Origin of the sequence: Micromonospora sp. NPDC047740 (assembly GCF_043204735.1) — a bacterium.
Lineage (GTDB): Bacteria > Actinomycetota > Actinomycetes > Mycobacteriales > Micromonosporaceae > Micromonospora.
On the sequence record NZ_JBIDCT010000007.1, the window covers coordinates 192,031 to 213,425 of the forward strand.

Sequence of the window (21,395 nt, forward strand, 5' to 3'; positions counted from 1 at the left end):
GGCACCACGCCCGACGGGAGACCTGGCCGCGGACGCGACGAGGCCCCCGGCGGGTGCCGGGGGCCTCGTCGTTGCTGGTGCTTAGCGGTACGACCCGAAGTCGAAGTCGTCCAGCGGCACCGCCTGGCCGCTGGCCGGCCCGAAGCCGTAGTCGGTCTCCGGGTAGCCGGTCATCGAGTAGACCTTGGCCTTCGCCTCCTCGGTCGGCTCGACCCGGACGTTGCGGTACTTGCTGATGCCCGTACCGGCCGGGATGAGCTTACCGATAATCACGTTCTCCTTGAGGCCGATCAGCGAGTCGCTGCGGGCGTGGATCGCCGCGTCCGTCAGCACCCGGGTGGTCTCCTGGAAGGAGGCCGCCGACAGCCAGGAGTCCGTGGCCAGCGAGGCCTTGGTGATACCCATCAGCACCGGGCGACCCGCCGCGGGCTCGCCGCCCTCGGAGACGAGCCGGCGGTTCTCCGACTCGAAGAGCGCCCGGTCGACCAGCACACCCGGCAGGAACTCGGTCGAGCCGGAGTCGATGACCGTCACCCGCTTGAGCATCTGGCGGATGATGATCTCGATGTGCTTGTCGTGGATGAGCACACCCTGCGAGCGGTAGACCTCCTGAACCTCCTGGGTCAGGTGGACCTGGACCGCGCGCGGGCCGAGGATGCGCAGCAGCTCGTGCGGGTCGATGGTGCCCTCGGTGAGCTTCTCGCCGACCTCGACGTGGTCGCCGTCGTGGGCTCGCAGCCGGACCCGCTTGGAGATCTTGTCGTAGACGATCTCGTCGCTGCCGTCGTCCGGTACCACGATGATCTTCCGCGACCGCTCGCCGTCCTCGATCCGGATCCGACCCGGGGTGTCGGCGATGGGCGCCTTACCCTTCGGGACCCGGGCCTCGAAGATCTCCTGGACCCGGGGCAGACCCTGGGTGATGTCCTCACCCGCGACACCACCGGTGTGGAAGGTACGCATCGTCAGCTGCGTACCCGGCTCACCGATCGACTGGGCGGCGATGATGCCGACCGCCTCGCCGACGTCCACCGTCTTGCCGGTCGGCAGCGAGCGGCCGTAGCACGCACCGCAGACGCCCAGCTTCGACTCGCAGGTGAGCACGCTGCGCACCCGGACGCTCTCCACCCCGGCCGCGACGATCCGGTCGACCAGGATCGAGTTGATGTCCTGACCCCGCTCGGCCACCACGGTGCCGTCCGGCCCCTTGATGTCGTCGGCCAGGGTACGGGCGTGCACGCTGGTCTCGGCGTGCTCGTGCACGACCAGCTTGCCGTCGATCCGCTCGCCGATCTGCATCGGGATGGCGCGGTCGGTGCCGCAGTCCTCCTCGCGGATGATGACGTCCTGCGAGACGTCCACCAGACGCCGGGTCAGGTAACCCGAGTCGGCGGTACGCAGGGCGGTGTCCGCGAGACCCTTACGGGCACCGTGCGTGGAGATGAAGTACTCCAGCACGGACAGACCCTCCCGGTACGAGGCCTTGATGGGCCGCGGGATGATCTCGCCCTTCGGGTTGGCCACCAGACCACGGATCGCCGCGATCTGCCGGAGCTGGAGCAGGTTACCGCGGGCACCCGAGTTGATCATCTTCCACAGCGGGTTCTCCTGCGGCAGCGCGGTGTCCATCTCCTTGGCGACCTCGTTGGTCGCCTTGGTCCAGATCTCGATGAGCTCGCCGCGGCGCTCCTCGGCGGTCATCAGACCACGCTGGTACTGCTTGTCGATCCGGTCGGCTTCCTTCTCGTACCGCTCCAGGATCTCCCGCTTGCGCGGCGGAGCGATGACGTCCTCCATGCCGATGGTGACGCCGGACCAGGTGGCCCAGTGGAAACCGGCCTCCTTGAGTCCGTCGAGGGTGGCCGCGAGAGCCACCTTCGGGAAGCGCTCCGCGAGGTCGTTGACGATCGCGGAGAGCTGGCCCTTGCGGATCTCGTAGTTCACGAAGCGGTAGCCCGGCGGCAGCGTCTCGTTGAACAGGACCCGGCCCAGGGTGGTCTCCACCGTCACCGGCTCGCCCTCGACCCAGCCCTCGGGCGCGACCCACGGCTCGGCGCCGGCGCCGTTGTCGACCCCGACGACGTCCCGCAGCCGGATCTTGACCGGAGCCTGCAGGTGCAGCTCGCCGTTGTCGAACGCCATCCGCGCCTCGGCGTCCGAGCTGAACGCCCGGCCCTCACCCTGGCCACCCGGAGTCAGGTGGGTGAGGTGGTAGAGGCCGATGACCATGTCCTGGGTGGGCATGGTGACCGGCTTGCCGTCGGCCGGCTTGAGGATGTTGTTCGACGACAGCATCAGGATCCGCGCCTCGGCCTGGGCCTCGGCGGACAGCGGCACGTGCACCGCCATCTGGTCACCGTCGAAGTCGGCGTTGAACGCGGTGCAGACCAGCGGGTGGATCTGGATGGCCTTGCCCTCGACCAGCTGCGGCTCGAAGGCCTGGATGCCCAGCCGGTGCAGGGTCGGCGCCCGGTTCAGCAGGACCGGGTGCTCGCCGATGACCTCTTCCAGCACGTCCCACACGACCGGCCGCTGCCGCTCGACCATCCGCTTGGCGGACTTGATGTTCTGCGCGTGGTTGAGGTCGACCAGCCGCTTCATCACGAACGGCTTGAACAGCTCCAGCGCCATCTGCTTGGGCAGGCCGCACTGGTGCAGCTTGAGCTTCGGGCCGACCACGATGACCGAACGGCCGGAGTAGTCGACGCGCTTGCCCAGCAGGTTCTGGCGGAACCGGCCCTGCTTGCCCTTGAGCATGTCGGACAGCGACTTCAGCGGGCGGTTACCCGGACCGGTGACCGGCCGGCCGCGGCGGCCGTTGTCGAACAGCGCGTCGACGGCCTCCTGGAGCATCCGCTTCTCGTTGTTGACGATGATCTCGGGCGCGCCGAGGTCGATCAGCCGCTTGAGGCGATTGTTCCGGTTGATCACCCGGCGGTACAGGTCGTTCAGGTCGGAGGTCGCGAAGCGGCCACCGTCCAGCTGCACCATCGGACGCAGGTCCGGCGGGATGACCGGGACGCAGTCCAGCACCATGCCGAGCGGCGAGTTGCGGGTGTTCTGGAACGCCGCGACGACCTTCAGCCGCTTGAGCGCCCGGATCTTCCGCTGGCCCTTGCCGGTGCGGATGGTCTCGCGCAGGCTCTCGGCCTCGGCGTCGAGGTCCATGTTCTGGACCAGCGCCTTGATGGCCTCGGCGCCCATGGCACCGGTGAAGTACTCGCCGAAGCGGTCGCGCAGCTCGCGGTAGAGCAGCTCGTCGGTGACCAGCTGCTTGGGCTCGAGCTTGCGGAAGGTGTCGAGGACCTCGTCGAGGCGGTCGATCTCGCGCTGGGCCCGGTCGCGGATCTGGCGCATCTCGCGCTCGCCGCCCTCCTTGACCTTGCGCCGGACGTCCGCCTTCGCGCCCTCGGCCTCCAGCTCGGCCAGGTCGGCCTCGAGCTTGGCGGCCCGCTTCTCGATCTCCGAGTCGCGGCTGTTCTCGGCCTGCCGCTTCTCGGCCAGGATCTCGTTCTCGATCGTCGAGAGGTCACGGTGACGCGCCTCGGCGTCCACGCTCGTCACGACGTACGAGGCGAAGTAGATGATCTTCTCGAGGTCCTTCGGGGCGAGGTCCAGCAGGTAGCCCAGCCGGCTCGGCACGCCCTTGAAGTACCAGATGTGGGTCACCGGAGCGGCCAGCTCGATGTGACCCATCCGCTCCCGGCGAACCTTGGAGCGGGTCACCTCGACGCCGCAGCGCTCGCAGATGATGCCCTTGAAGCGGACCCGCTTGTACTTACCGCAGTAGCACTCCCAGTCCCGCTGCGGACCGAAGATCTTCTCGCAGAAGAGCCCGTCCTTCTCCGGCTTCAGGGTGCGGTAGTTGATGGTCTCGGGCTTCTTGACCTCGCCGTGGGACCACTGACGGATGTCGTCGGCGGTGGCGAGGCCGATGCGCAGCTCGTCGAAGAAGTTGACGTCGAGCACTATGTCCCCTATGTCGTCGTCTGTACTGCCTAGCTAACGGGCGGGTTCGGGGGCCGGCGAACCGGCCCCCGAACCATCACCTCAGACCTCTTCGACCGAGCTCGGCTCGCGCCGGGACAGGTCGATGCCCAGCTCCTCCGCGGCCCGGAACACCTCGTCGTCGGTCTCGCGCATCTCCAGGGCCACGCCGTCGCTGGACAGCACCTCGACGTTGAGGCACAGCGACTGCAGCTCCTTGAGCAGCACCTTGAACGACTCGGGGATGCCCGGCTCGGGGATGTTCTCGCCCTTGACGATCGCCTCGTAGACCTTCACCCGGCCGAGGACGTCGTCGGACTTGATCGTCAACAGCTCCTGCAGGGCGTACGCGGCGCCGTACGCCTGCATCGCCCAGCACTCCATCTCACCGAAGCGCTGGCCACCGAACTGCGCCTTACCACCCAGCGGCTGCTGCGTGATCATCGAGTACGGGCCGGTCGACCGGGCGTGGATCTTGTCGTCGACCAGGTGGTTGAGCTTCAGGATGTAGATGTAGCCGACCGCGATCGGGTCCGGCAGCGGCTCGCCGGAGCGACCGTCGAACAGCCGCGCCTTGCCCGTACGCCCGATCAGCTGGTCGCCGTCCCGGTTGGGCAGGGTCGACGCGAGCAGGCCGGCGATCTCCTCCTCGCGGGCACCGTCGAAGACCGGAGTGGCCACGTTGGTGTCCGGCTCGGACTCGTGCGCGTCGATCGAACGGAGCTGGCGCTTCCACTCCTCGTCGTCGCCCTGGACGCTCCAGCCGGTCTTGGCCACCCACCCGAGGTGGGTCTCCAGGACCTGGCCGATGTTCATCCGGGACGGCACGCCGAGCGGGTTCAGCACGATGTCGACCGGGGTGCCGTCCTCCAGGAACGGCATGTCCTCGATCGGCAGGATCTTGGAGATGACGCCCTTGTTGCCGTGGCGGCCCGCGAGCTTGTCACCGTCCTGGATCTTGCGCTTCTGGGCCACGTAGACCCGGACCAGCTCGTTGACGCCCGGGGGCAGCTCGTCGCCGTCCTCCCGCGAGAAGGTACGCACGCCGATGACCGTGCCGGTCTCACCGTGCGGCACCTTCAGCGAGGTGTCCCGGACCTCACGCGCCTTCTCGCCGAAGATCGCGCGGAGCAGCCGCTCCTCCGGGGTCAGCTCGGTCTCACCCTTCGGGGTGACCTTGCCGACCAGGATGTCGCCGGGGACGACCTCGGCACCGATCCGGATGATGCCGCGCTCGTCGAGGTCGGCGAGCATCTCCTCGCTGACGTTCGGGATGTCGCGGGTGATCTCCTCCGGACCCAGCTTGGTGTCCCGGGCGTCGACCTCGTGCTCCTCGATGTGGATCGAGGTGAGCACGTCCTGCTGCACGAGGCGCTGCGACAGGATGATCGCGTCCTCGTAGTTGTGGCCCTCCCAGGTCATGAACGCCACGAGCAGGTTGCGCCCGAGCGCCATCTCGCCCTCGTCGGTGCACGGACCGTCGGCGATGACCTGACCGGCCTCGACGCGGTCGCCCTCGAAGACGACCGGCTTCTGGTTGACGCAGGAGCCGGCGTTGGAGCGGCGGAACTTGTGCAGCAGGTACGTCCGGCGGTGGCCGTCGTCCTGGTGGACGGTGATGTAGTCGGCGCAGAGGTCCTCGATCACACCGCCGACCTCGGCGACGACGACGTCACCGGCGTCCACGGCCGCGCGGTACTCCATGCCCGTACCGACCAGCGGCGACTCGGCCTTGACCAGCGGCACCGCCTGGCGCTGCATGTTCGCGCCCATGAGCGCGCGGTTGGCGTCGTCGTGCTCGAGGAACGGGATCATCGCGGTGGCGACCGAGGTCATCTGCCGCGGCGACACGTCCATGTAGTCCACGGCCTCCGGCGGCACGTCCTCGGTCTCGCCGCCCTTACGGCGGACCAGGACGCGGTCCTCGGCGAACGACCCGTCGGACTTCAGCGGGGCGTTGGCCTGCGCCTTGACGAACCGGTCCTCCTCGTCCGCGGTCAGGTAGTCGATCTGGTCGGTGACCCGACCGTTGACGACCTTCCGGTACGGCGTCTCGATGAAGCCGAACGGGTTGACCCGGGCGAAGGTGGACAGGGCGCCGATCAGACCGATGTTCGGGCCTTCCGGCGTCTCGATCGGGCACATCCGGCCGTAGTGGGACGGGTGCACGTCGCGGACCTCGAAGCCGGCCCGCTCCCGGGACAGACCACCCGGGCCGAGCGCGCTCAGCCGGCGCCGGTGGGTCAGGCCCGCCAGCGGGTTGGTCTGGTCCATGAACTGGGACAGCTGCGACGTACCGAAGAACTCCTTGATCGCCGCCACCACCGGGCGGATGTTGATCAGGGTCTGCGGCGTGATCGCCTCGACGTCCTGGGTGGTCATCCGCTCACGGACGACGCGTTCCATCCGGGACAGGCCGACCCGGACCTGGTTCTGGATCAGCTCGCCCACAGTACGCAGGCGACGGTTGCCGAAGTGGTCGATGTCGTCGGCCTCGTAGCCCTCCTCACCGGCGTGCAGCCGGCAGAGGTATTCCACGGTGGCGACGATGTCGTCCTCGGTCAGCGTGCCGGTGGTGATCGGCACGTCCACTTCGAGCTTCTTGTTGAACTTGTAACGACCGACCTTGGCGACGTCGTACCGCTTCGGATTGAAGAAGAGGTTGTCGAGCAGGGTCTGGGCGTTCTCGCGGGTCGGCGGCTCGCCCGGGCGGAGCTTCCGGTAGATGTCCAGCAGCGCCTCGTCCTGGCCGCCGATGTGGTCCTTCTCGAGCGTGGTCATCATCAGCTCGGACCAGCCGAACTTCTCGCGGATCTGCTCCGCCGACCACCCGATGGCCTTGAGCAGGACGGTGACGGCCTGCCGGCGCTTGCGGTCGATGCGGACGCCGACCGTGTCGCGCTTGTCGATGTCGAACTCCAGCCAGGCACCCCGGCTCGGGATGACCTTGACGCTGGAGAGGTCGCGGTCGGAGGTCTTGTCCGGCTGCTTGTCGAAGTAGACGCCCGGCGAGCGGACGAGCTGGCTGACCACGACGCGCTCGGTGCCGTTGATGATGAAGGTGCCCTTCGGCGTCATCATCGGGAAGTCACCCATGAACACCGTCTGGCTCTTGATCTCGCCGGTGGTGTTGTTGGTGAACTCCGCGGTCACGAACAGCGGGGCGCAGTAGGTCAGGTCCTTCTCTTTGCACTCCTCGATCGAGGCCTTGACCTCGTCGAAGCGCGGAGCCGAGAAGGAAAGCGACATGGTGCCGGAGAAGTCCTCAATGGGACTGATCTCGTCGAGGATCTCCGCGAGACCCGAGCGTGCGTGCGGGTCGTCCGCCGACCGGCCCTGCCAAGCCTCGTTGCCGACGAGCCAGTCGAAGGACTCGTTCTGGATGGCGAGGAGGTTGGGGACCTCGAGGTGTTCGGTGATCCTGCCGAAAGAAACTCGGCGGGGCGCAAAAGCGCTCGACGTACGACTGGTCTTCGCAGGGCGGGAAGCTGCCAAGATGCGTCCTTCCGAGGACCGGTGCTGCAGAACGGCTGGTACGCGTGCACTCCAATGACCCCACCAGAAATATCCGCAAACGGACATTTCCGAGCAGGGGTCAAGTCGGAAGGCAGCGCAAACTAGCAGTGTAGCCGAGAGGCTAACCGCTGTCCAGCCCACCCCGCAGGATCGTCGCGGAACTTGCCTCGGGACCTCGAAAACCAGGTCTACCGGGCCGCTCGGAACGCGACGCTCCTGCCGGGCCGCTCGGGTGTCACGGCGATGGTGCTGCCGCTGCCATACCCGAGAGGTGGCCGTTGCAAGCGCGGAAGGTCTTGCTGGTGTCAGCGTGCCTGGCAGCCCGGTGCCGCGTCAAGGGCCGGTTACCGTTCGGGGTGTCTTTCCCACCGACGGGCTACCGGCAGGCGCCGCTGTGAACCCGGTGCGAACGACCTGGACGCCCTGCTCACGCCGCTCCCACCGGATGCCACCAACCACAGCGGGCGGCGATCCGTTCCCGGATCACCGCCCGCCGCGACGCGGTGTGCCCCGGCTCACGTGAGCCGGACGCGCGTCAGGTCAACGCAAGGTCACTTGAGGGTGACCTTGGCGCCCTCGCCCTCGAGCTTGGCCTTGGCCTTCTCGGCGGTCTCCTTGTTGACCTTCTCCAGGACCGCCTTCGGCGCGGCCTCGACCAGGTCCTTGGCCTCCTTCAGGCCCAGGCCGGTCAGCTCACGCACGACCTTGATGACCTGGATCTTCTTGCCACCGTCGGCGTCGAGGATGACGTCGAACTCGTCCTTCTCCTCCTCGGCCGGGGCGGCCGGGCCACCGGCGGCCGGGCCCGCGGCCACGGCGACCGGAGCGGCGGCGGTGACCTCGAAGGTCTCCTCGAACTGCTTCACGAACTCGGAGAGCTCGATCAGCGTCATCTCCTTGAACGCGTCGAGCAGCTCGTCGGTGCTGAGCTTCGCCATGTCTGGCGTCCTTTCCTGAATGGTTTAACTAAGAACGTGGGTGCGCCGCGGGGCCTCAGGCCGCCTCGGCGCCCTCCTTCTCGCGCTTGTCCTGCAGGGCGGCCGCCAGACGCGCGGTCTTGGCGAGCGGAGCCTGGAACAGGGCCGCGGCCTTGCTCAGGTTGCCCTTCATGGCGCCGGCCAGCTTCGCCAGCAGCACCTCGCGGGACTCCAGGTCGGCGAGCTTCGTGACCTCGGCCGCGGAAATGGCCTTGCCCTCGAAGACACCGCCCTTGATGACGAGCTTCGGGTTGGCCTTCGCGAAGTCGCGAAGCCCCTTCGCCGCCTCGACGACGTCGCCCGAAACGAAAGTCAGCGCGGTAGGACCGGAGAACAGCTCGTCGAGGCCGGAGATGCCCGCCTCGGTCGCCGCACGCTTGGCCAGCGTGTTCTTCGCGACCGTGTAGCTGGTCTCCTTGCCGAGCGAGCGCCGCAGCTGGGTGAGCTGCGAAACCGTGAGTCCGCGGTACTCGGTCAGCACGGTCGCCCCCGCGTTGCGGAAGCTCTCGGTCAGCTCGGCGACGGCCGTGGCCTTGTCGGCCCGGATCGGCTTGTCCGCCATGTCCCTCCTCTCTCGTTACTCGGAGCTGGTACGCCGGCGACGAGCGGACGCTCGCGACGGCGGCGGAGGCATCACGACAACGAGAAAAGCCCCGGCGCAGGGCGCACGGGGCGAGGGCCGGAGCAACGCGCATGGTCGGCGGACCACGCACAGCGCCGATTTTCGCTTGCCGCCCTACGCGGGTCGCCCGTCATCGCGGGACCTTCGACCGTGCCAGGGCACGGTGACCAGCGGTCTCTGGGTGGAACTACGGGACAAGGTTACGCGACGTGTCCCGCTACTTCCAAATCGCCCCCGGAGTGCCCCCGGTCACCCTCACCCCGGGTTGATGACCCACCCCGGGGTACGGCCCGTTGCGCCATCGCCCGGGCGGGACAGGCCGGTGTGCGGCACACCGAGTGATCAGGGCGAGCATGCCCGCTCGGGGCTCGGACCGGCGGGCGGGTCAGGCGCGGGTACGGCGGCCCCAGGCGTAGCCGGCCAGGGCCACCACCGCCCAGACCAGCGCCCAGGCGCTCAGGAGCAGCGCCGCCGAGGCGGTCAGGTCGCCGGTCAGCGCCCGGGCGGTCGGCATCACCGGCGGCGCCAGCCACGGCAGCACCGAGTCGCTCAGCCCCAGCACCAGGGCACCCACCGCGCCGACCGAGAGCACCGCCACGCCGTACCCGGCGCTGCGGGTGATCGCCCGGCTGGCCAGGGCGCCCAGCGCCACGGCCGCCGGCAGGGCGAGCAGGTGGGCCCAGAGGCCGAGGGCCACTCCGGCGGCCACTGACCGGTCCCCCGGCCCGGTCTCGCCGGTCACCCCGCCGACCAACCAGGGGAAGACCAGCGCGACGGCCACCGTGCCGAGCCCGGCCACGGCCGCCGCCAGCAGGCCGGCGGCCCGCTCCCGGACCGGGCCCATCACCACCCGGGCCAGCCGGCGCTGCACGTCCGGCTCGACGTCCAGCAGGATCTTGGTCTGCCAGGCCAGCACCGGGAACAGCACCACCGCCGAGACGCCGTACGCCTCCGCCGGCCGGGCCCGGCCGCCGCCGTAGAGGACGCCGAGGGCCAGCAGGCCGGCCAGCACCGGTGCCAGCGCCCGTCCGGTACGCAGGAAGCCGGCCAGCCGCAGTCGGACCAGCGCGGTCACCGGGCCACCTCCGGGGCGGGACCGGCATCGTCAGTCCCGCCGCCGGGCGTCGCCATGGCGTCGACCGGCGCACCGGGGCCGGCGACCCGGTCGGGTCGTGCACCCGCGCCGTCGCACGCTGGTTCGGCCGGGGCGGATGGGGAGTCGTGACCGGGCCGCGCGGCGGGAGGCGGGGCGGCGTGGTCGCGTACCCGGAGAACGTGGTGGCCGGCGGCGCGCAACCGGGCGACGGCGTCCGCCACCCCCGCGGCCGGTACCGCCAGCTCGACCACCACCATGGCCGCACCCTCGGTCGGCGCCTGCGCGGTGACGGCGCCGTCGGCGACCGTCCAGCGCGCTGCGCCGGGCAGCCGCACCGTCTCGCCGCGGTGGTCACTGACCAGCACCGCGCCGCCGCCGGCCAGCACCTCGCCGATCAGCTCCGGCACCAGCTCGCGGGCGGCGGCATCCAGCCCCTCCCAGGGCTCGTCGAGGACGAGCAGGCCGGGCGGGCGCAGCATCGCCTGGGCCAGCCCGACCTTCTGGGCGGTGCCCTTCGACAGCTCGGGCAGCCTGACCCCGTGGAACCGGGCCAGGCCGAGCCGGTCGACCCAGTGCCGCACCGCCCGGTCGGCCGCCGGACCGGAGAGACCGGCCAGCCGCCCCATCCCGGTGAGGTACCCACCCACGGTGAACGGCTGGTCGGCGGGGAACCGCTCCGGGACCCAGCCGACGGCCGCAGGACGGTCGACCACCCGACCCCGGGTCGGCCGGAGCACGCCTGCGGCGAGCTGGAGCAGGGTGGACTTGCCGACGCCGTTGCGCCCGAGCACCACCGCCACCTCGCCCGGGCCGATCCGCATCTCCGCGCCGCGCAGCACCCACGGACCGCGCCGGTGGTAGCGCAACCAGACGTCCTCCAGCCGCATGCGGCGAGCCTGCCATACGGGAATGACGAACGGGGCCCCGCCAGGTGAGTGGCGGGGCCCCGTCAGGGCTGTCGTGCTCAGGCCTCGGCCGGAGCCTCGGTCAGGTTCTTCACCGCGTTCGGGTCGACCGGGACGCCCGGGCCCATGGTGGTGGTGAGGGTGACCTTCTTCAGGTACTTGCCCTTGGCCGCGGACGGCTTCGACCGCAGCACCTCGTCCAGCACCGCCGCGTAGTTGTCGATCAGCTGAGACTCGGTGAACGAGGCCTTGCCGATGATCAGGTGCAGGTTGGAGTGCTTGTCCACCCGGAAGGTGATCTTACCGCCCTTGATGTCCGAGACGGCCTTGGCGACGTCCATGGTCACCGTGCCGGTCTTCGGGTTCGGCATCAGGCCGCGCGGGCCCAGGATCCGCGCGATCCGGCCGATCTTGGCCATCTGGTCCGGGGTGGCGATCGCCGCGTCGAAGTCCAGCCAACCGCCCTGGATACGGGCGACCAGCTCGTCGGTGCCCACCTCGTCCGCGCCCGCGGCGGCGGCCTCCTCGGCCTTCGCGCCGGCGGCGAAGACGATCACGCGGGCGGTCTTACCGGTGCCGTGGGGCAGGTTGACCGTGCCGCGGACCATCTGGTCCGCCTTGCGGGGGTCGACGCCGAGGCGCATCGCGACCTCGACCGTGGCGTCGAACTTGACGGAGGTGGACTCCTTGGCCAGCTTGACGGCCTCGGCGGGAGAGTAGAGCTTCGACCGGTCGATGACCTCGGCGGCCTTGCGGTAGCTCTTGCTGCGCTGCATTTCTCGTAACTCCTGTGGTCTATGGCGGGCCGCGGCGTCCGCAGGCCCTCCCACGAACTGATCGGGTGGGGCGGTGACCGAGGTCAGTCGGTGACGTTCAGGCCCATCGACCGGGCGGTGCCGGCGATGATCTTCTCAGCCTGGTCGAGGTCGTTGGCGTTGAGGTCCGCCATCTTCTTCTCCGCGATCTCCCGCACCTGGGCGCGGGTCACGCTGCCGACCTTCTCCTTGTGCGGGACGCCCGAGCCCTTGGGCACGCCGGCAGCCTTGATCAGCAGCCGGGCGGCGGGCGGGGTCTTCAGCACGAAGGTGAAGGTCCGGTCCTCGTAGACGCTGATCTCGGCGGGGACGATGTCGCCCCGCTGCGACTCGGTCTGCGCGTTGTAGGACTTGCAGAACTCCATGATGTTCACGCCGTGCTGGCCGAGCGCGGGGCCGACCGGCGGCGCCGGGGTGGCCTGGCCCGCCGGCAGCTGAAGCGTGAACGTCTTGACGAGCTTCTTCTTCGGAGGCATGTCTCTTCCTGGGGCTTGGAACTGGGATTCTCGCCGGCCGCGGGCGCGCACGGTCAGCACGGTGCGACAACGGCGACGTTCTAGGGTAGCGCAGACGTCCGTCGCCCCTCCGCCGAGGTGCGGCGGGGCGGCGAAACGACGCACCGGCGGCAGGCCCAGGGGCCCCCGCCGGTGCCGACGTACGTCAGATCTTGGCGACCTGGTTGAAGTTGAGCTCGACCGGAGTCTCCCGGCCGAAGATCGACACCAGCACCTTGAGCTTCTGCTGGTCGGCGTTGATCTCGCTGATCGTCGCCGGCAGCGAAGCGAAGGCGCCGTCGGTGACGGTGACCGAGTCACCGACCTCGAAGTCGAGGACCTTGACCTCGGGCTTGGCCTTCTTCTGCTCGGTCTCGACCGCCGGGGCCAGCCACTTCAGCACCTCGTCGAGGCTCAGCGGCGCCGGCCGGTCGGCCCGGTCGGTCGCGCCGACGAAGCCGGTCACACCCGGAGTGTTCCGGACGCAGGAGTAGGACTCCGCGGTCAGCTCCATCCGGACCAGGATGTAGCCCGGGAAGACCTTCGCCTGGACCTGGGACCGCTTGCCGTTCTTGACCTCGACCTCTTCCCGGGTCGGCACCTCGACCTGGTAGATGTAGTCCTCCATGTCGAGGGACGTGATCCGGGTCTCGAGGTTGGTCTTGACCTTGTTCTCGTAGCCGGCGTACGAGTGCACCACGTACCAGTCGCCGGGGGCGTAGCGCAGCTTCTGGCGCAGCTCGGCGACCGGGTCGAACTCCTGCTCCGGCTCGGTGGTCGGGAATTCCGGCGCGCTGGCGGCCTCGACCGACTCATCGTTGGCCGCCGTCGCCACCGGAGACTGCTCGTCCCGGGTCTCGGCGGTCTCGTCGTACTCAGGCACGCTCGCTCACTTCCGTCTGTCTCGCTGGTAGCCGGTCAGCTGGGGTTGCCGAAGACCCACAGCACCGCCTTCGCGAAGCCGTAGTCCAGGCCGGCCACGATCGCCAGCATCACCGCGACGAAGGTGACCACCACAGCCGTGTAGGTCAGCAGCTCCTTGCGGGTCGGCCAGATGACCTTACGCAGCTCGGCCACGACCTCGCGGAAGAACCGCGCGATGCGGGCGAAGAGCCCGATCCGCTCGGTGTCCTTCCGGGTCTTCCGGCCCTCGGTCGACTCGGCGCGGGCCCGCTTGCGGGTGGCGGTGCCGCCCCTGGAGACCGGCTCGTCCGCGTCGGTGGCGTCGTCCTCGGCCTCGCCGTCGGCCTCGTCGACGACCGCGTCGTCACGCAGACGCTCGTCGTCGGCGTCCTCGCCGCGCCGCTTGTTCTCGGCCACTTCGCCCTCCGTGCGGGATGTCGGGTCGCACGCCGATGGGCGTGCGCGGCGTGTGGTCACGCCGGCCGGACCAACCGTCCCGCGACGGGCCGCGGCCGGCGGACCGACCGGGAGGGCCCCGAATGCCTCGGAACCAACCCCGCCGATGCCACCACCACGGGCCGGACGCCGCCCTGCGGACGGCGCGACCCACGGGAACGGTCAGGCCTGAGGCGCAGGGGTGACAGGACTTGAACCTGCAGCCTGCGGTTTTGGAGACCGCTGCTCTGCCAATTGAGCTACACCCCTGTGCGGCAACTCACCCCACCCGGACACGCAGTGCCGGGCAGGGGTCACTTGCCCCACGGCGGACCAGTGTACGGGTAGTCGTGCGACTTTCCCAACCGGTCTGCCCCTCGCGCGTCGACAGACCCCTCAGCGGGGCGTCCGGACGGTCGCCCGAGCCTGCGACAGGACCTTCTCCCCCAGGCACGTCGCGGTGACTTCGAGCCTGGTCAGGCCGTCCTCGGTGACCTCCTTGACGACCGCGCTGACCTCGATCTCGGTGCCCTCGTCGGTGTCCGGCACGACCACCGGCCGGGTGAACCGGACGCCGAAGTCGACCACCGCGTCCGGCGCGCCGGCCCAGGTGGTGACCGCCCGGCCGACCAGCGCCATGGTGAACATGCCGTGGGCGATCACGCCGGGCAGGCCCACCTTGGTGGCGGTCCGGTCGCTCCAGTGGATCGGGTTGAAGTCGCCCGAGGCGCCCGCGTAGCGGACCAGGTCCGCACGGGTCACCCGGAACGTCTGGGTGGGCAGCTCCACGGTTCAGGCCTCCCCGCGTACGACGATCTTGGACCAGGCGGCGACCACCGGCTCGCCGTCGGCGGTGCTCACGTCGGTACGGGTGGTCAGGAAGCCGTGCCCGCCCCGGTTGGTGATCTCCTCGATGGTGTTCACGCAGACCAGCTCGTCGCCGGCCACCACCGGCCGGGTGTACGCGAACCGCTGGTCCCCGTGCACGACCCGGCTGTAGTCGACGCCCAGCGCCGGGTCCTCGATGATCTGCCGGCTGGCGGCCATGGTCACGAGCACCGGGAAGGTCGGCGGCGCCACCACGTCGGGGTGGCCGAGCGCCCGGGCGGCCTCGGGGTCGTGGTACGCCGGGTCGGTGGCACCGATGGCGGTGGCGAACTCGCGGATCTTTTCTCGGCCCACCTGATAGGGGGCGGTCGGCGGGTAGGTCCGGCCGACGAAGGACGGGTCCAGAGACATGTCGCGAACCTACACGGAAAGCACGAACGCCGATCCGCGCGGGCTGGCGGCTCGGGGCCGCCGTCCGTCCGTGCGGATCGGCGTTTCGGAGATGCTGCGGGACCGGGCCGGCGGAGCCGGCCGTGGGTCAGCGGGTCTCGCGGTGGACCGTGTGCTTGCCGTCCCGGGGGCAGAACTTCTTCAGCTCGATGCGGTCCGGGTCGTTACGACGGTTCTTGCGCGTGATGTAGTTGCGCTCCTTGCACTCCACACACGCCAAAGTGATCTTCGGCCGGACATCGGTCGCCTTCGCCACGGCGGAGTGCCTTCCTCGCTAACGGGTAACAACTACGGCGCATGAGCCTACGCGTTGACGGCGCAGACATGCAAAGTGGGCGCCTGTGGCGCCCATCCCACCGACCACCGGGTGACCCGGAGGACGAGAGTAGCGGTGGCCGGACTTGAACCGGCGACACAGCGATTATGAGCCGCTTGCTCTGCCATCTGAGCTACACCGCCGTGGCGGGTCCAGCCGGACCCTTTGAGCCCCCTTACGGAATCGAACCGTAGACCTTCTCCTTACCATGGAGACGCTCTGCCGACTGAGCTAAGGGGGCCTACCCGAGCACCCCGTGGGGTGCCGCGCAGGGGAAACAGTACACGACCTCGCCCGCGAGGTGAAATCGGATCCCCCGTTGCCGCGTTTCCACAGCTCAGGGCACCGCTCGCAGGCGCGGCAGGTCACCGACGGAGATCGTCTCGGGCTCGACCTGGGCACCGAACCAGGCCTCCAGCCGCTCGTACGGCAGGGGCCGGCTGAACAGGAAGCCCTGGCCGATCTCGCAGCCGATGTCCTGGAGCAGCTCCAGGGTCAGCTCGCTCTCCACCCCCTCGGCCACCACGGCCAGGCCGAACTGCTGGGAGAGCGTCACCACGGCGTTCACGATCGCCAGGTCACCCGGATCGGTCGCCATCCCCTGCACGAAGGAACGGTCGACCTTCACCTCGTGCACCGGCAGCCGGCGCAGTTGGGCCAGGGACGAGTTGCCGGTGCCGAAGTCGTCCACCGAGAGCCGGACGCCGAGATCACGTAGCCGCCGCAGGGTGGGTATCGGACGTTCCGTGCCGTCCAGCACCCCGGCCTCGGTGATCTCCAGGGTGAGTCGCTGCGGCGGCACGCCGTACTCGTCCAGCAGCTCGCGTACCAGGGTGGGGAAATGCTGGTCGGTGAGGGTACGGGCGGCGAGGTTGACCGACACGGCGAGCGCCCGCTCGCCGTGGCTCCAGTCCCGGCTGCGGCGCAGGCTCTCCCGGAGCACGAACTCGGTGAGCCGGCCCAGCTGGCCGGTGTGCTCGGCCACCGCCACGAAGTCGTCCGGCGCCACCGTGCCGTGCGCCGGGTGCTCCCAGCGGGCCAGGCACTCCACCCCGACCAGGCGCCGGTCCCGCAGCGTCACCTTGGGCTGGAAATAGACCTCCAGCGCACCGGCGTCCAGTGCGCGACGCAGGTCGCTGGCGAGACCGAGCCGGCGCAACGACCGGGACTCCAGCGCCGGGCTGTAGAGCTGCACGCTGCCTGGCACGGACTTCGCCGCCGTCGCCGCCAGGTCCACCCGCTGGAGCAGGGTCACCGCGTCGCTGCCGTGGTCCGGGTGCACGGCCACCCCGACCGCGGTGTCCACGTCCAGGGTGAGCGCGTCGAAGACCATCTCGTCGCGGATCTGCTCCCGCAACTGCCCGGCCAGCTCCAACGCCGCCTCGGCGCTCTCCAGCCGCAGGGTCACCAGGAACTCGTCGCCGCCGGCGCGACCGACCAGGGCCGACGAGGGCGCGCAGGCGCGCAGCCGCTCGGCGACCTCGACGAGGACCTTGTCGCCGGCCGCGTGGCCGAGCGACTCGTTGACCTGGCGCAGCCGGTCGACGTCGAACAGCAGCAGCGCCACCACCTCGCCCGGTGCGGCGATCTTGACCGCCTCGGCCACCGCCGCGGTGACCCGGCGCCGGTTGGCGAGCTTGGTCAGCGCGTCGTGGTTGGCGTCGTGCCGCAGCCGGTCGACCAGGCGGGAGTTTTCCAGGGCGACCGCGGCGTGCGCGGCGACCGTCTCGAAGACCGGTATGTCGCTCTGGGTGAAGTGGCCCACGTCGCTCAGCCGGTTGACGACCTCAAGCGTGCCGATGACCGCCTGACCAGAACGCAGTGGCACCACGATGACGTCCTTGACGTTGGCGTCACTTGCCGCCCGGCGGGCCTCTTGCTCCGCACCGAAGGCACGGCCGACCGCCACCGTGCGGCCTTCCGTCGCGGCCCGCTCCCGCAGCACCGCGGGCGTGTAGACCACGTCGAGCAGACCCTGGTCGTCGACCCGGGCGGTGAGCAGCAACTCGGGATGCCGACCCTGCGCGGGCAACCAGAGCGTGGCGTACTCGGCCTGCATCAGTGCTCGCACCCGGCCGAGGAGGGCGTCCGCAAGCGTGCCGTCCTGACCGCGCTCGGCGGTGGCCCGGGTCAGGTCGTACATCTGGGCGAGGGTGCGGTGCTGCCGGAAGAACCGCGCGTAGGACCGGTATACCAGGACCAGCGCCGCCGCCAGCGCCGCCTGCAACAGCACCGACCACCACGTGGTTCTGACCGCGATCAGGATCATCAGACCCATCGAGGTGTTGATCGCGGCGGTGAGCAACGGGGCCGGGGCGCTGCGGAGCGCGTCTCGCCCGGCCTGCCACCCCTGGAGAAGGGTGTGCACACCGGCGACGGCGGCGAAGCTGACGACGATGACCGAGGCGACGGCGGTGAACAGGATCATCCACGTGCCAGGCCCCACCCCCCGCATGGGCGGTAGGGCCTGGAGGACGAGCACGGCCAGGGAGGTGCCGGCGGCCGCCTTGGCCACGTTGAACCAGAACTTTGCCGGCGGCAGGCGATGCCGCGTCTGGGTGACCATCGACGCGACGGTGTAGATCACCACAACCGTCAGGGGCGGCAGCAGGAAGAGCGCCACGACGAGTGGGATCTCGGTCAGCGTCATGCCGAACGACTGGCGCCGGACCACGAAGTTGAGCACCGGAATGCCAACTGCGATCATGATCGCCAGCAATGCGGCAGCCAGCCCCCACTCGCCGGAAGGCTCGTCTGAAACCAACCCGGTGATCGTGGCGCAGACGACGGCGAACAGAGCCAGCGGTCCGGTGATGAGCCAGGCGTGATCGATGGATCTCCGTCGCGACCGTTCACGGCCAGCCATGGCGCTCCCTACGGGCTTCGGGCTGCTCAGGCTCCTTGCCCGTCAGATGTTTCCCGTGTCAGTCAGTAACCACCGTCGGTGGGGGCGACGGTCCAGATGATGTCCGCATTCGCGCGGTCGCCAGCGGTGTCGCTGTAGTGCCCGAAGCTGAACCCGATGGCCGCGGCGGCGGCGATCGCGAGGACCGAGCCAAGCAGTCGGCCCAACCGTTGACCAGACATGATTACTCCTGTCGGGGGGGCGTCACAGGGGTTAGGGTTCCACGATCGTGCCACAGGGCTCGCACATAGGAAAGCGCCGGCAGCCGGGCGGGCCCGTGCGGTGGACTCCTTCCACCGTTCGGCCCACGCCCTGCGGCACACCCGGCCAGATCAGGGCGGCCCCGGACCGGTGAAACGCTTCGCTCACTGTGGATTCCGACCTAACCCGCAAATCGATCATCGGCCCCCGGGGTCATCGTCCGTAGCCTCCCCCGGCAGGTCGGCAGCCCCTTCCCCCTGGCGCCACCCCGGACCGCCGGCCATAGGTCACCATACATGCGTGGAGTCGAAATCCAGACCCCTGACGTCATCTTTCCGTCACCCCGCTCGACCCGGCGAGAGTTGCGCCGGCAGGCCACGATGATCGGGTGATCGCGCAACGCCCCTCGTCGGTGTGGCCGGCCCTCGGCGCCGTCCTGCTGGTCGTGGCCGGCGGCGCGCTGCTCTGGCTGCCGTTCCACACCCAGCACGCGCTCGACGACTGGGAGAAGGAACTGCGGGGCAGCGGCACACCGGCAAACGCAAAGGTCTACGACCGGGTCACCAAGTCCGGCGGCAACCGGACGAGCGCATCAACCACCATGTACTTCCGATACGAGCTGGCCGGCCGGACGTACGAACAGGAGGTCGGCTGCGTCGAGGTGTGCTGGTCGCCCGGCGACGAGGTGAGGATCTGGGTGAATCCCGATGATCCGGGAGACTTCGTCACCGACTTCGACCAACTCAGCGGACACCGGGGCCGCATTCAGGGCGGGCTGGGCGTGGTCGGGTTCGGGATCCTGGTCGTGGCGGTGCCGCTGCTGCTCTCCCGCCTCCCGTTCGACCACTGGTTCCCGCGGCGTACGCCGCCACGCCGGTCCAGTGCCCGGATCGGGGGCAGTGGCAGGTTCACCAGCCGTTCCAAGCACAAGCGGAGCAGCCGACGCTGACCGGCCCCGGCACGGGTGGCGCCACGGCCTCGGCAGGTCACCGACCCGACGAAGGCCCTTGACCTGCGTTTCCGCAGGAGTGCTTCCGGCCCGGATGCCCGTCCCGTCTGCCAACCTCAGGCGCGGCGGAACTCCGCGCGCCAACGGATCCCACCGTCGGGGGCGACGATCTCCTCGACCCGGGCCGGGGTCAGCGGGCCGGCCGCGAAGGCGTCGACCTCGGCCCGGGCCAGCGGCCAGGGCGGGCCCTCGACGACCTCGTCGTTCCGCCGGCCGGCCGCGATCACCAGCAGCGTCCCGCCCGGCGCGACCAGCCGGCCGACCGCCGGGATCGCCCGCTTCCGCAGCTCGACCGGCAGTGCCTGCACGTTCATGCTCTCCAGCACGAAATCGAACCCGCCCAGCCAGTCGTGCGGCGGGTCGAGCAGGTCGGCGGTCTCGTACCGGACCGGGGAGTCCGGGTGGCGGCGGCGGGCTTCCCGTACCGCCGTGGGAGAGATGTCGAAGGCGACGGTGGCGAAGCCGAGGCGGGCCAGATGTTCGGCGTCGCGGCCGAAGCCGCACCCGACGACCACGGCGCGCCGACCAGATCCGTCCGGCCGGGTCCGGTCGGTCCACTCGCTGAGCAGGGAATGCGCCCGGTCGAGGTCCCACGGGACGACCGCCTCGCCCCGCTCGGCGTCGGCGTAGAGCCGCTCGAACCAGCCGGCCGGATCGCCCTCGGTGGTGGCCGCAGAAGACAACCGGTCGGTCAGCTCGTTGTCGTGCACGGACGCCTCCTCGCCTCCGGGAAGACCTGGACCCGTGGCTCCGAGTCGGCGCGAAGGGCCTGTTGGTCGCCCCACCCCAGCCTCCGTACGTGCCCGACGGATGACCAAGGGCGACAACGATCATCACGGGTAGGAGACGACGAAGGCCCCCAACCGACGTTTCCGTAGGTTGAGGGCCTTGCCGATCCCTGGTGGCGGGTAGAGGATTCGAACCTCTGTAGCTTTCGCGACGGATTTACAGTCCGCTCCCATTGGCCGCTCGGGCAACCCGCCAGGGCGTTACCACCACGCTATCGCGCGGCAGCGGTAGCAAGGATAGCGGTTGCCCCCCGGGCCGCCGCAACCGGGTACCGTCAGGGGGTCCCACCGCTGGTCAGCGGGGGACGGAACAGGACAGAACGCCGGACAGCAGGAGCATGAGCATGGCAGCGAACCCGTCCTTCGACATCGTGAGCAAGGTCGACCGGCAGGAGGTCGACAACGCCCTCCGCCAGGCGGAGAAGGAGCTCGCGACGCGGTTCGACTTCCGCGGCACCGGCGCGGAGGTCTCCTGGTCGGGGGAGGAGGCGATCAGCCTCCAGGCGGAGACCGAGGAGCGGGTCCGGGCCGCCCTGGACGTCTTCAAGGAGAAGCTGGTCAAGCGGAACATCTCGCTCAAGTCGCTGGACGCCGGCGATCCGCGTTCCTCAGGCAAGGTCTTCAAGATCGACGCCAAGGTGATCCAGGGCATCGACTCGGACAAGGCCAAGGCGATCAGCAAGAAGATCCGGGAGGACGGCCCGAAGGGCGTCCAGGCGCAGATCCAGGGCGACCAACTGCGGGTCACCGGCAAGAAGAAGGACGACCTCCAGGCCGTCATCGCGCTGCTCAAGGGCGAGGACTTCGGGGTCGCCCTTCAGTTCACCAACTACCGCTGAGCATCCCGGCCGGCCCCGCTCCGGGGCCGGCCGGCCCGCCGTACACCGCCGCGCCCGAATCGGCGGCCGCCAGCGGCACCAGATCCCGGATGTCGCGCCGTCCGACCCGCCGGAATGCCGCAACCTGTCCAATATCAGGCGAGCAATAGCGGAGCGGATCCGCTCAGCGGGTGAAGATCAGCAGCAGGATCACCGTCACGATCGCGCTGATCAGGATCGAGCCGACGCAGCCGATCCGGTTCGAGAAGAAGACGAACATGCCAGCGCTGTACCCGCCTGGCGCCGCTTCGATCCCCGCGAGGGTCGACC

18 protein-coding genes, 4 tRNA genes and 1 pseudogene are annotated in these 21,395 nt (G+C 69.7%); 3 read left to right on the forward strand and 20 right to left on the reverse strand.

Going from position 1 to position 21,395, the window contains the following annotated elements; all coding sequences use genetic code 11:
• Window positions 1-81 precede the first annotated feature (81 nt).
• The 18 genes from ACGF4F_RS15405 to ACGF4F_RS15490 all read right to left on the reverse strand — a co-directional run bounded on the left by ACGF4F_RS15405 (window position 82) and on the right by ACGF4F_RS15490 (window position 18,431).
• Entirely contained in the window at window positions 82-3,969 is a 3,888-nt protein-coding gene (locus tag ACGF4F_RS15405; RefSeq protein ID WP_357438205.1) for a DNA-directed RNA polymerase subunit beta', read from the reverse strand.
• Between the two features lie 81 nt (window positions 3,970-4,050).
• On the reverse strand, window positions 4,051-7,482 hold the full coding sequence (locus tag ACGF4F_RS15410; protein ID WP_357438208.1) for a DNA-directed RNA polymerase subunit beta: 3,432 nt from the start codon (window positions 7,480-7,482) through the stop codon (window positions 4,051-4,053).
• A gap of 572 nt (window positions 7,483-8,054) precedes the next feature.
• Window positions 8,055-8,441 (reverse strand): 50S ribosomal protein L7/L12, encoded by a 387-nt coding sequence (gene rplL / locus ACGF4F_RS15415; RefSeq protein ID WP_357438212.1) that lies wholly within the window; start codon window positions 8,439-8,441, stop codon window positions 8,055-8,057.
• Window positions 8,442-8,496: 55 nt separating this feature from the next.
• The gene (rplJ, locus tag ACGF4F_RS15420) at window positions 8,497-9,042 is read right to left on the reverse strand and encodes a 50S ribosomal protein L10 (RefSeq protein ID WP_073837339.1); all 546 of its coding nucleotides are present in this window, start codon (window positions 9,040-9,042) and stop codon (window positions 8,497-8,499) included.
• A gap of 445 nt (window positions 9,043-9,487) precedes the next feature.
• Window positions 9,488-10,177 carry a hypothetical protein gene (locus ACGF4F_RS15425; RefSeq protein WP_357438215.1) on the reverse strand — a complete coding sequence of 230 codons (690 nt, stop codon included), beginning with the start codon at window positions 10,175-10,177 and terminating at the stop codon, window positions 9,488-9,490.
• Window positions 10,174-11,085: an ATP-binding cassette domain-containing protein gene (locus tag ACGF4F_RS15430; RefSeq protein ID WP_357438217.1), complete on the reverse strand. Its 912-nt coding sequence runs from the start codon at window positions 11,083-11,085 to the stop codon at window positions 10,174-10,176. Before ACGF4F_RS15430 ends, ACGF4F_RS15425 begins: the two co-directional genes overlap by 4 nt.
• A 77-nt stretch (window positions 11,086-11,162) precedes the next feature.
• Entirely contained in the window at window positions 11,163-11,879 is a 717-nt protein-coding gene (gene rplA, locus ACGF4F_RS15435; protein WP_073837336.1) for a 50S ribosomal protein L1, read from the reverse strand.
• Between the two features lie 83 nt (window positions 11,880-11,962).
• The gene (gene rplK / locus ACGF4F_RS15440; protein ID WP_073837335.1) at window positions 11,963-12,394 is read right to left on the reverse strand and encodes a 50S ribosomal protein L11; all 432 of its coding nucleotides are present in this window, start codon (window positions 12,392-12,394) and stop codon (window positions 11,963-11,965) included.
• A gap of 184 nt (window positions 12,395-12,578) precedes the next feature.
• On the reverse strand, window positions 12,579-13,295 hold the full coding sequence (gene nusG / locus ACGF4F_RS15445; protein WP_073837334.1) for a transcription termination/antitermination protein NusG: 717 nt from the start codon (window positions 13,293-13,295) through the stop codon (window positions 12,579-12,581).
• 35 nt (window positions 13,296-13,330) lie between these two features.
• Window positions 13,331-13,732 carry a preprotein translocase subunit SecE gene (secE, locus tag ACGF4F_RS15450; RefSeq protein WP_357438220.1) on the reverse strand — a complete coding sequence of 134 codons (402 nt, stop codon included), beginning with the start codon at window positions 13,730-13,732 and terminating at the stop codon, window positions 13,331-13,333.
• A gap of 215 nt (window positions 13,733-13,947) precedes the next feature.
• Window positions 13,948-14,020 (reverse strand) — tRNA-Trp (locus tag ACGF4F_RS15455).
• A 126-nt stretch (window positions 14,021-14,146) separates the two neighbouring features.
• Complete coding sequence (locus ACGF4F_RS15460) at window positions 14,147-14,539, reverse strand: MaoC family dehydratase (protein ID WP_357438222.1); 393 nt, start codon at window positions 14,537-14,539, stop codon at window positions 14,147-14,149.
• Between the two features lie 3 nt (window positions 14,540-14,542).
• Window positions 14,543-14,989, reverse strand: coding sequence for a MaoC family dehydratase N-terminal domain-containing protein (locus ACGF4F_RS15465; RefSeq protein ID WP_357438225.1), 447 nt, complete (start codon window positions 14,987-14,989; stop codon window positions 14,543-14,545).
• Window positions 14,990-15,116: 127 nt separating this feature from the next.
• Complete coding sequence (gene rpmG, locus ACGF4F_RS15470) at window positions 15,117-15,284, reverse strand: 50S ribosomal protein L33 (RefSeq protein WP_013288652.1); 168 nt, start codon at window positions 15,282-15,284, stop codon at window positions 15,117-15,119.
• A gap of 130 nt (window positions 15,285-15,414) precedes the next feature.
• Window positions 15,415-15,487: transfer RNA gene (locus ACGF4F_RS15475), tRNA-Met, on the reverse strand.
• A 25-nt stretch (window positions 15,488-15,512) separates the two neighbouring features.
• Window positions 15,513-15,585: transfer RNA gene (locus ACGF4F_RS15480), tRNA-Thr, on the reverse strand.
• A gap of 96 nt (window positions 15,586-15,681) precedes the next feature.
• A complete protein-coding gene (locus ACGF4F_RS15485) occupies window positions 15,682-18,210 on the reverse strand; it encodes a bifunctional diguanylate cyclase/phosphodiesterase (RefSeq protein WP_357438228.1) in 2,529 nt (842 codons plus the stop codon).
• Window positions 18,211-18,272: 62 nt separating this feature from the next.
• Window positions 18,273-18,431, reverse strand: a complete 159-nt coding sequence (locus tag ACGF4F_RS15490) for a hypothetical protein (protein WP_357438230.1) — start codon at window positions 18,429-18,431, stop codon at window positions 18,273-18,275.
• Between the two features lie 407 nt (window positions 18,432-18,838).
• Between ACGF4F_RS15490 and ACGF4F_RS15495 the strand changes: the two genes are divergently transcribed.
• A complete protein-coding gene (locus ACGF4F_RS15495) occupies window positions 18,839-19,399 on the forward strand; it encodes a DUF3592 domain-containing protein (protein ID WP_357438233.1) in 561 nt (186 codons plus the stop codon).
• A gap of 116 nt (window positions 19,400-19,515) precedes the next feature.
• Here the strand turns inward: ACGF4F_RS15495 and ACGF4F_RS15500 are convergent, their stop codons facing one another.
• Together ACGF4F_RS15500 and ACGF4F_RS15505 are read right to left on the reverse strand one after the other, a co-directional pair.
• Window positions 19,516-20,169, reverse strand: coding sequence for a class I SAM-dependent methyltransferase (locus ACGF4F_RS15500; protein WP_357438235.1), 654 nt, complete (start codon window positions 20,167-20,169; stop codon window positions 19,516-19,518).
• A gap of 189 nt (window positions 20,170-20,358) precedes the next feature.
• A tRNA-Tyr gene (locus ACGF4F_RS15505) sits at window positions 20,359-20,442 on the reverse strand.
• A 149-nt stretch (window positions 20,443-20,591) separates the two neighbouring features.
• Between ACGF4F_RS15505 and ACGF4F_RS15510 the strand changes: the two genes are divergently transcribed.
• Together ACGF4F_RS15510 and ACGF4F_RS15515 are read left to right on the forward strand one after the other, a co-directional pair.
• Window positions 20,592-21,086 carry a YajQ family cyclic di-GMP-binding protein gene (locus ACGF4F_RS15510; protein WP_357438236.1) on the forward strand — a complete coding sequence of 165 codons (495 nt, stop codon included), beginning with the start codon at window positions 20,592-20,594 and terminating at the stop codon, window positions 21,084-21,086.
• A 160-nt stretch (window positions 21,087-21,246) separates the two neighbouring features.
• A pseudogene (locus tag ACGF4F_RS15515) lies at window positions 21,247-21,345 on the forward strand (DUF1275 domain-containing protein); the annotation flags it as partial.
• Between the last annotated feature and the right edge of the window lie 50 nt (window positions 21,346-21,395).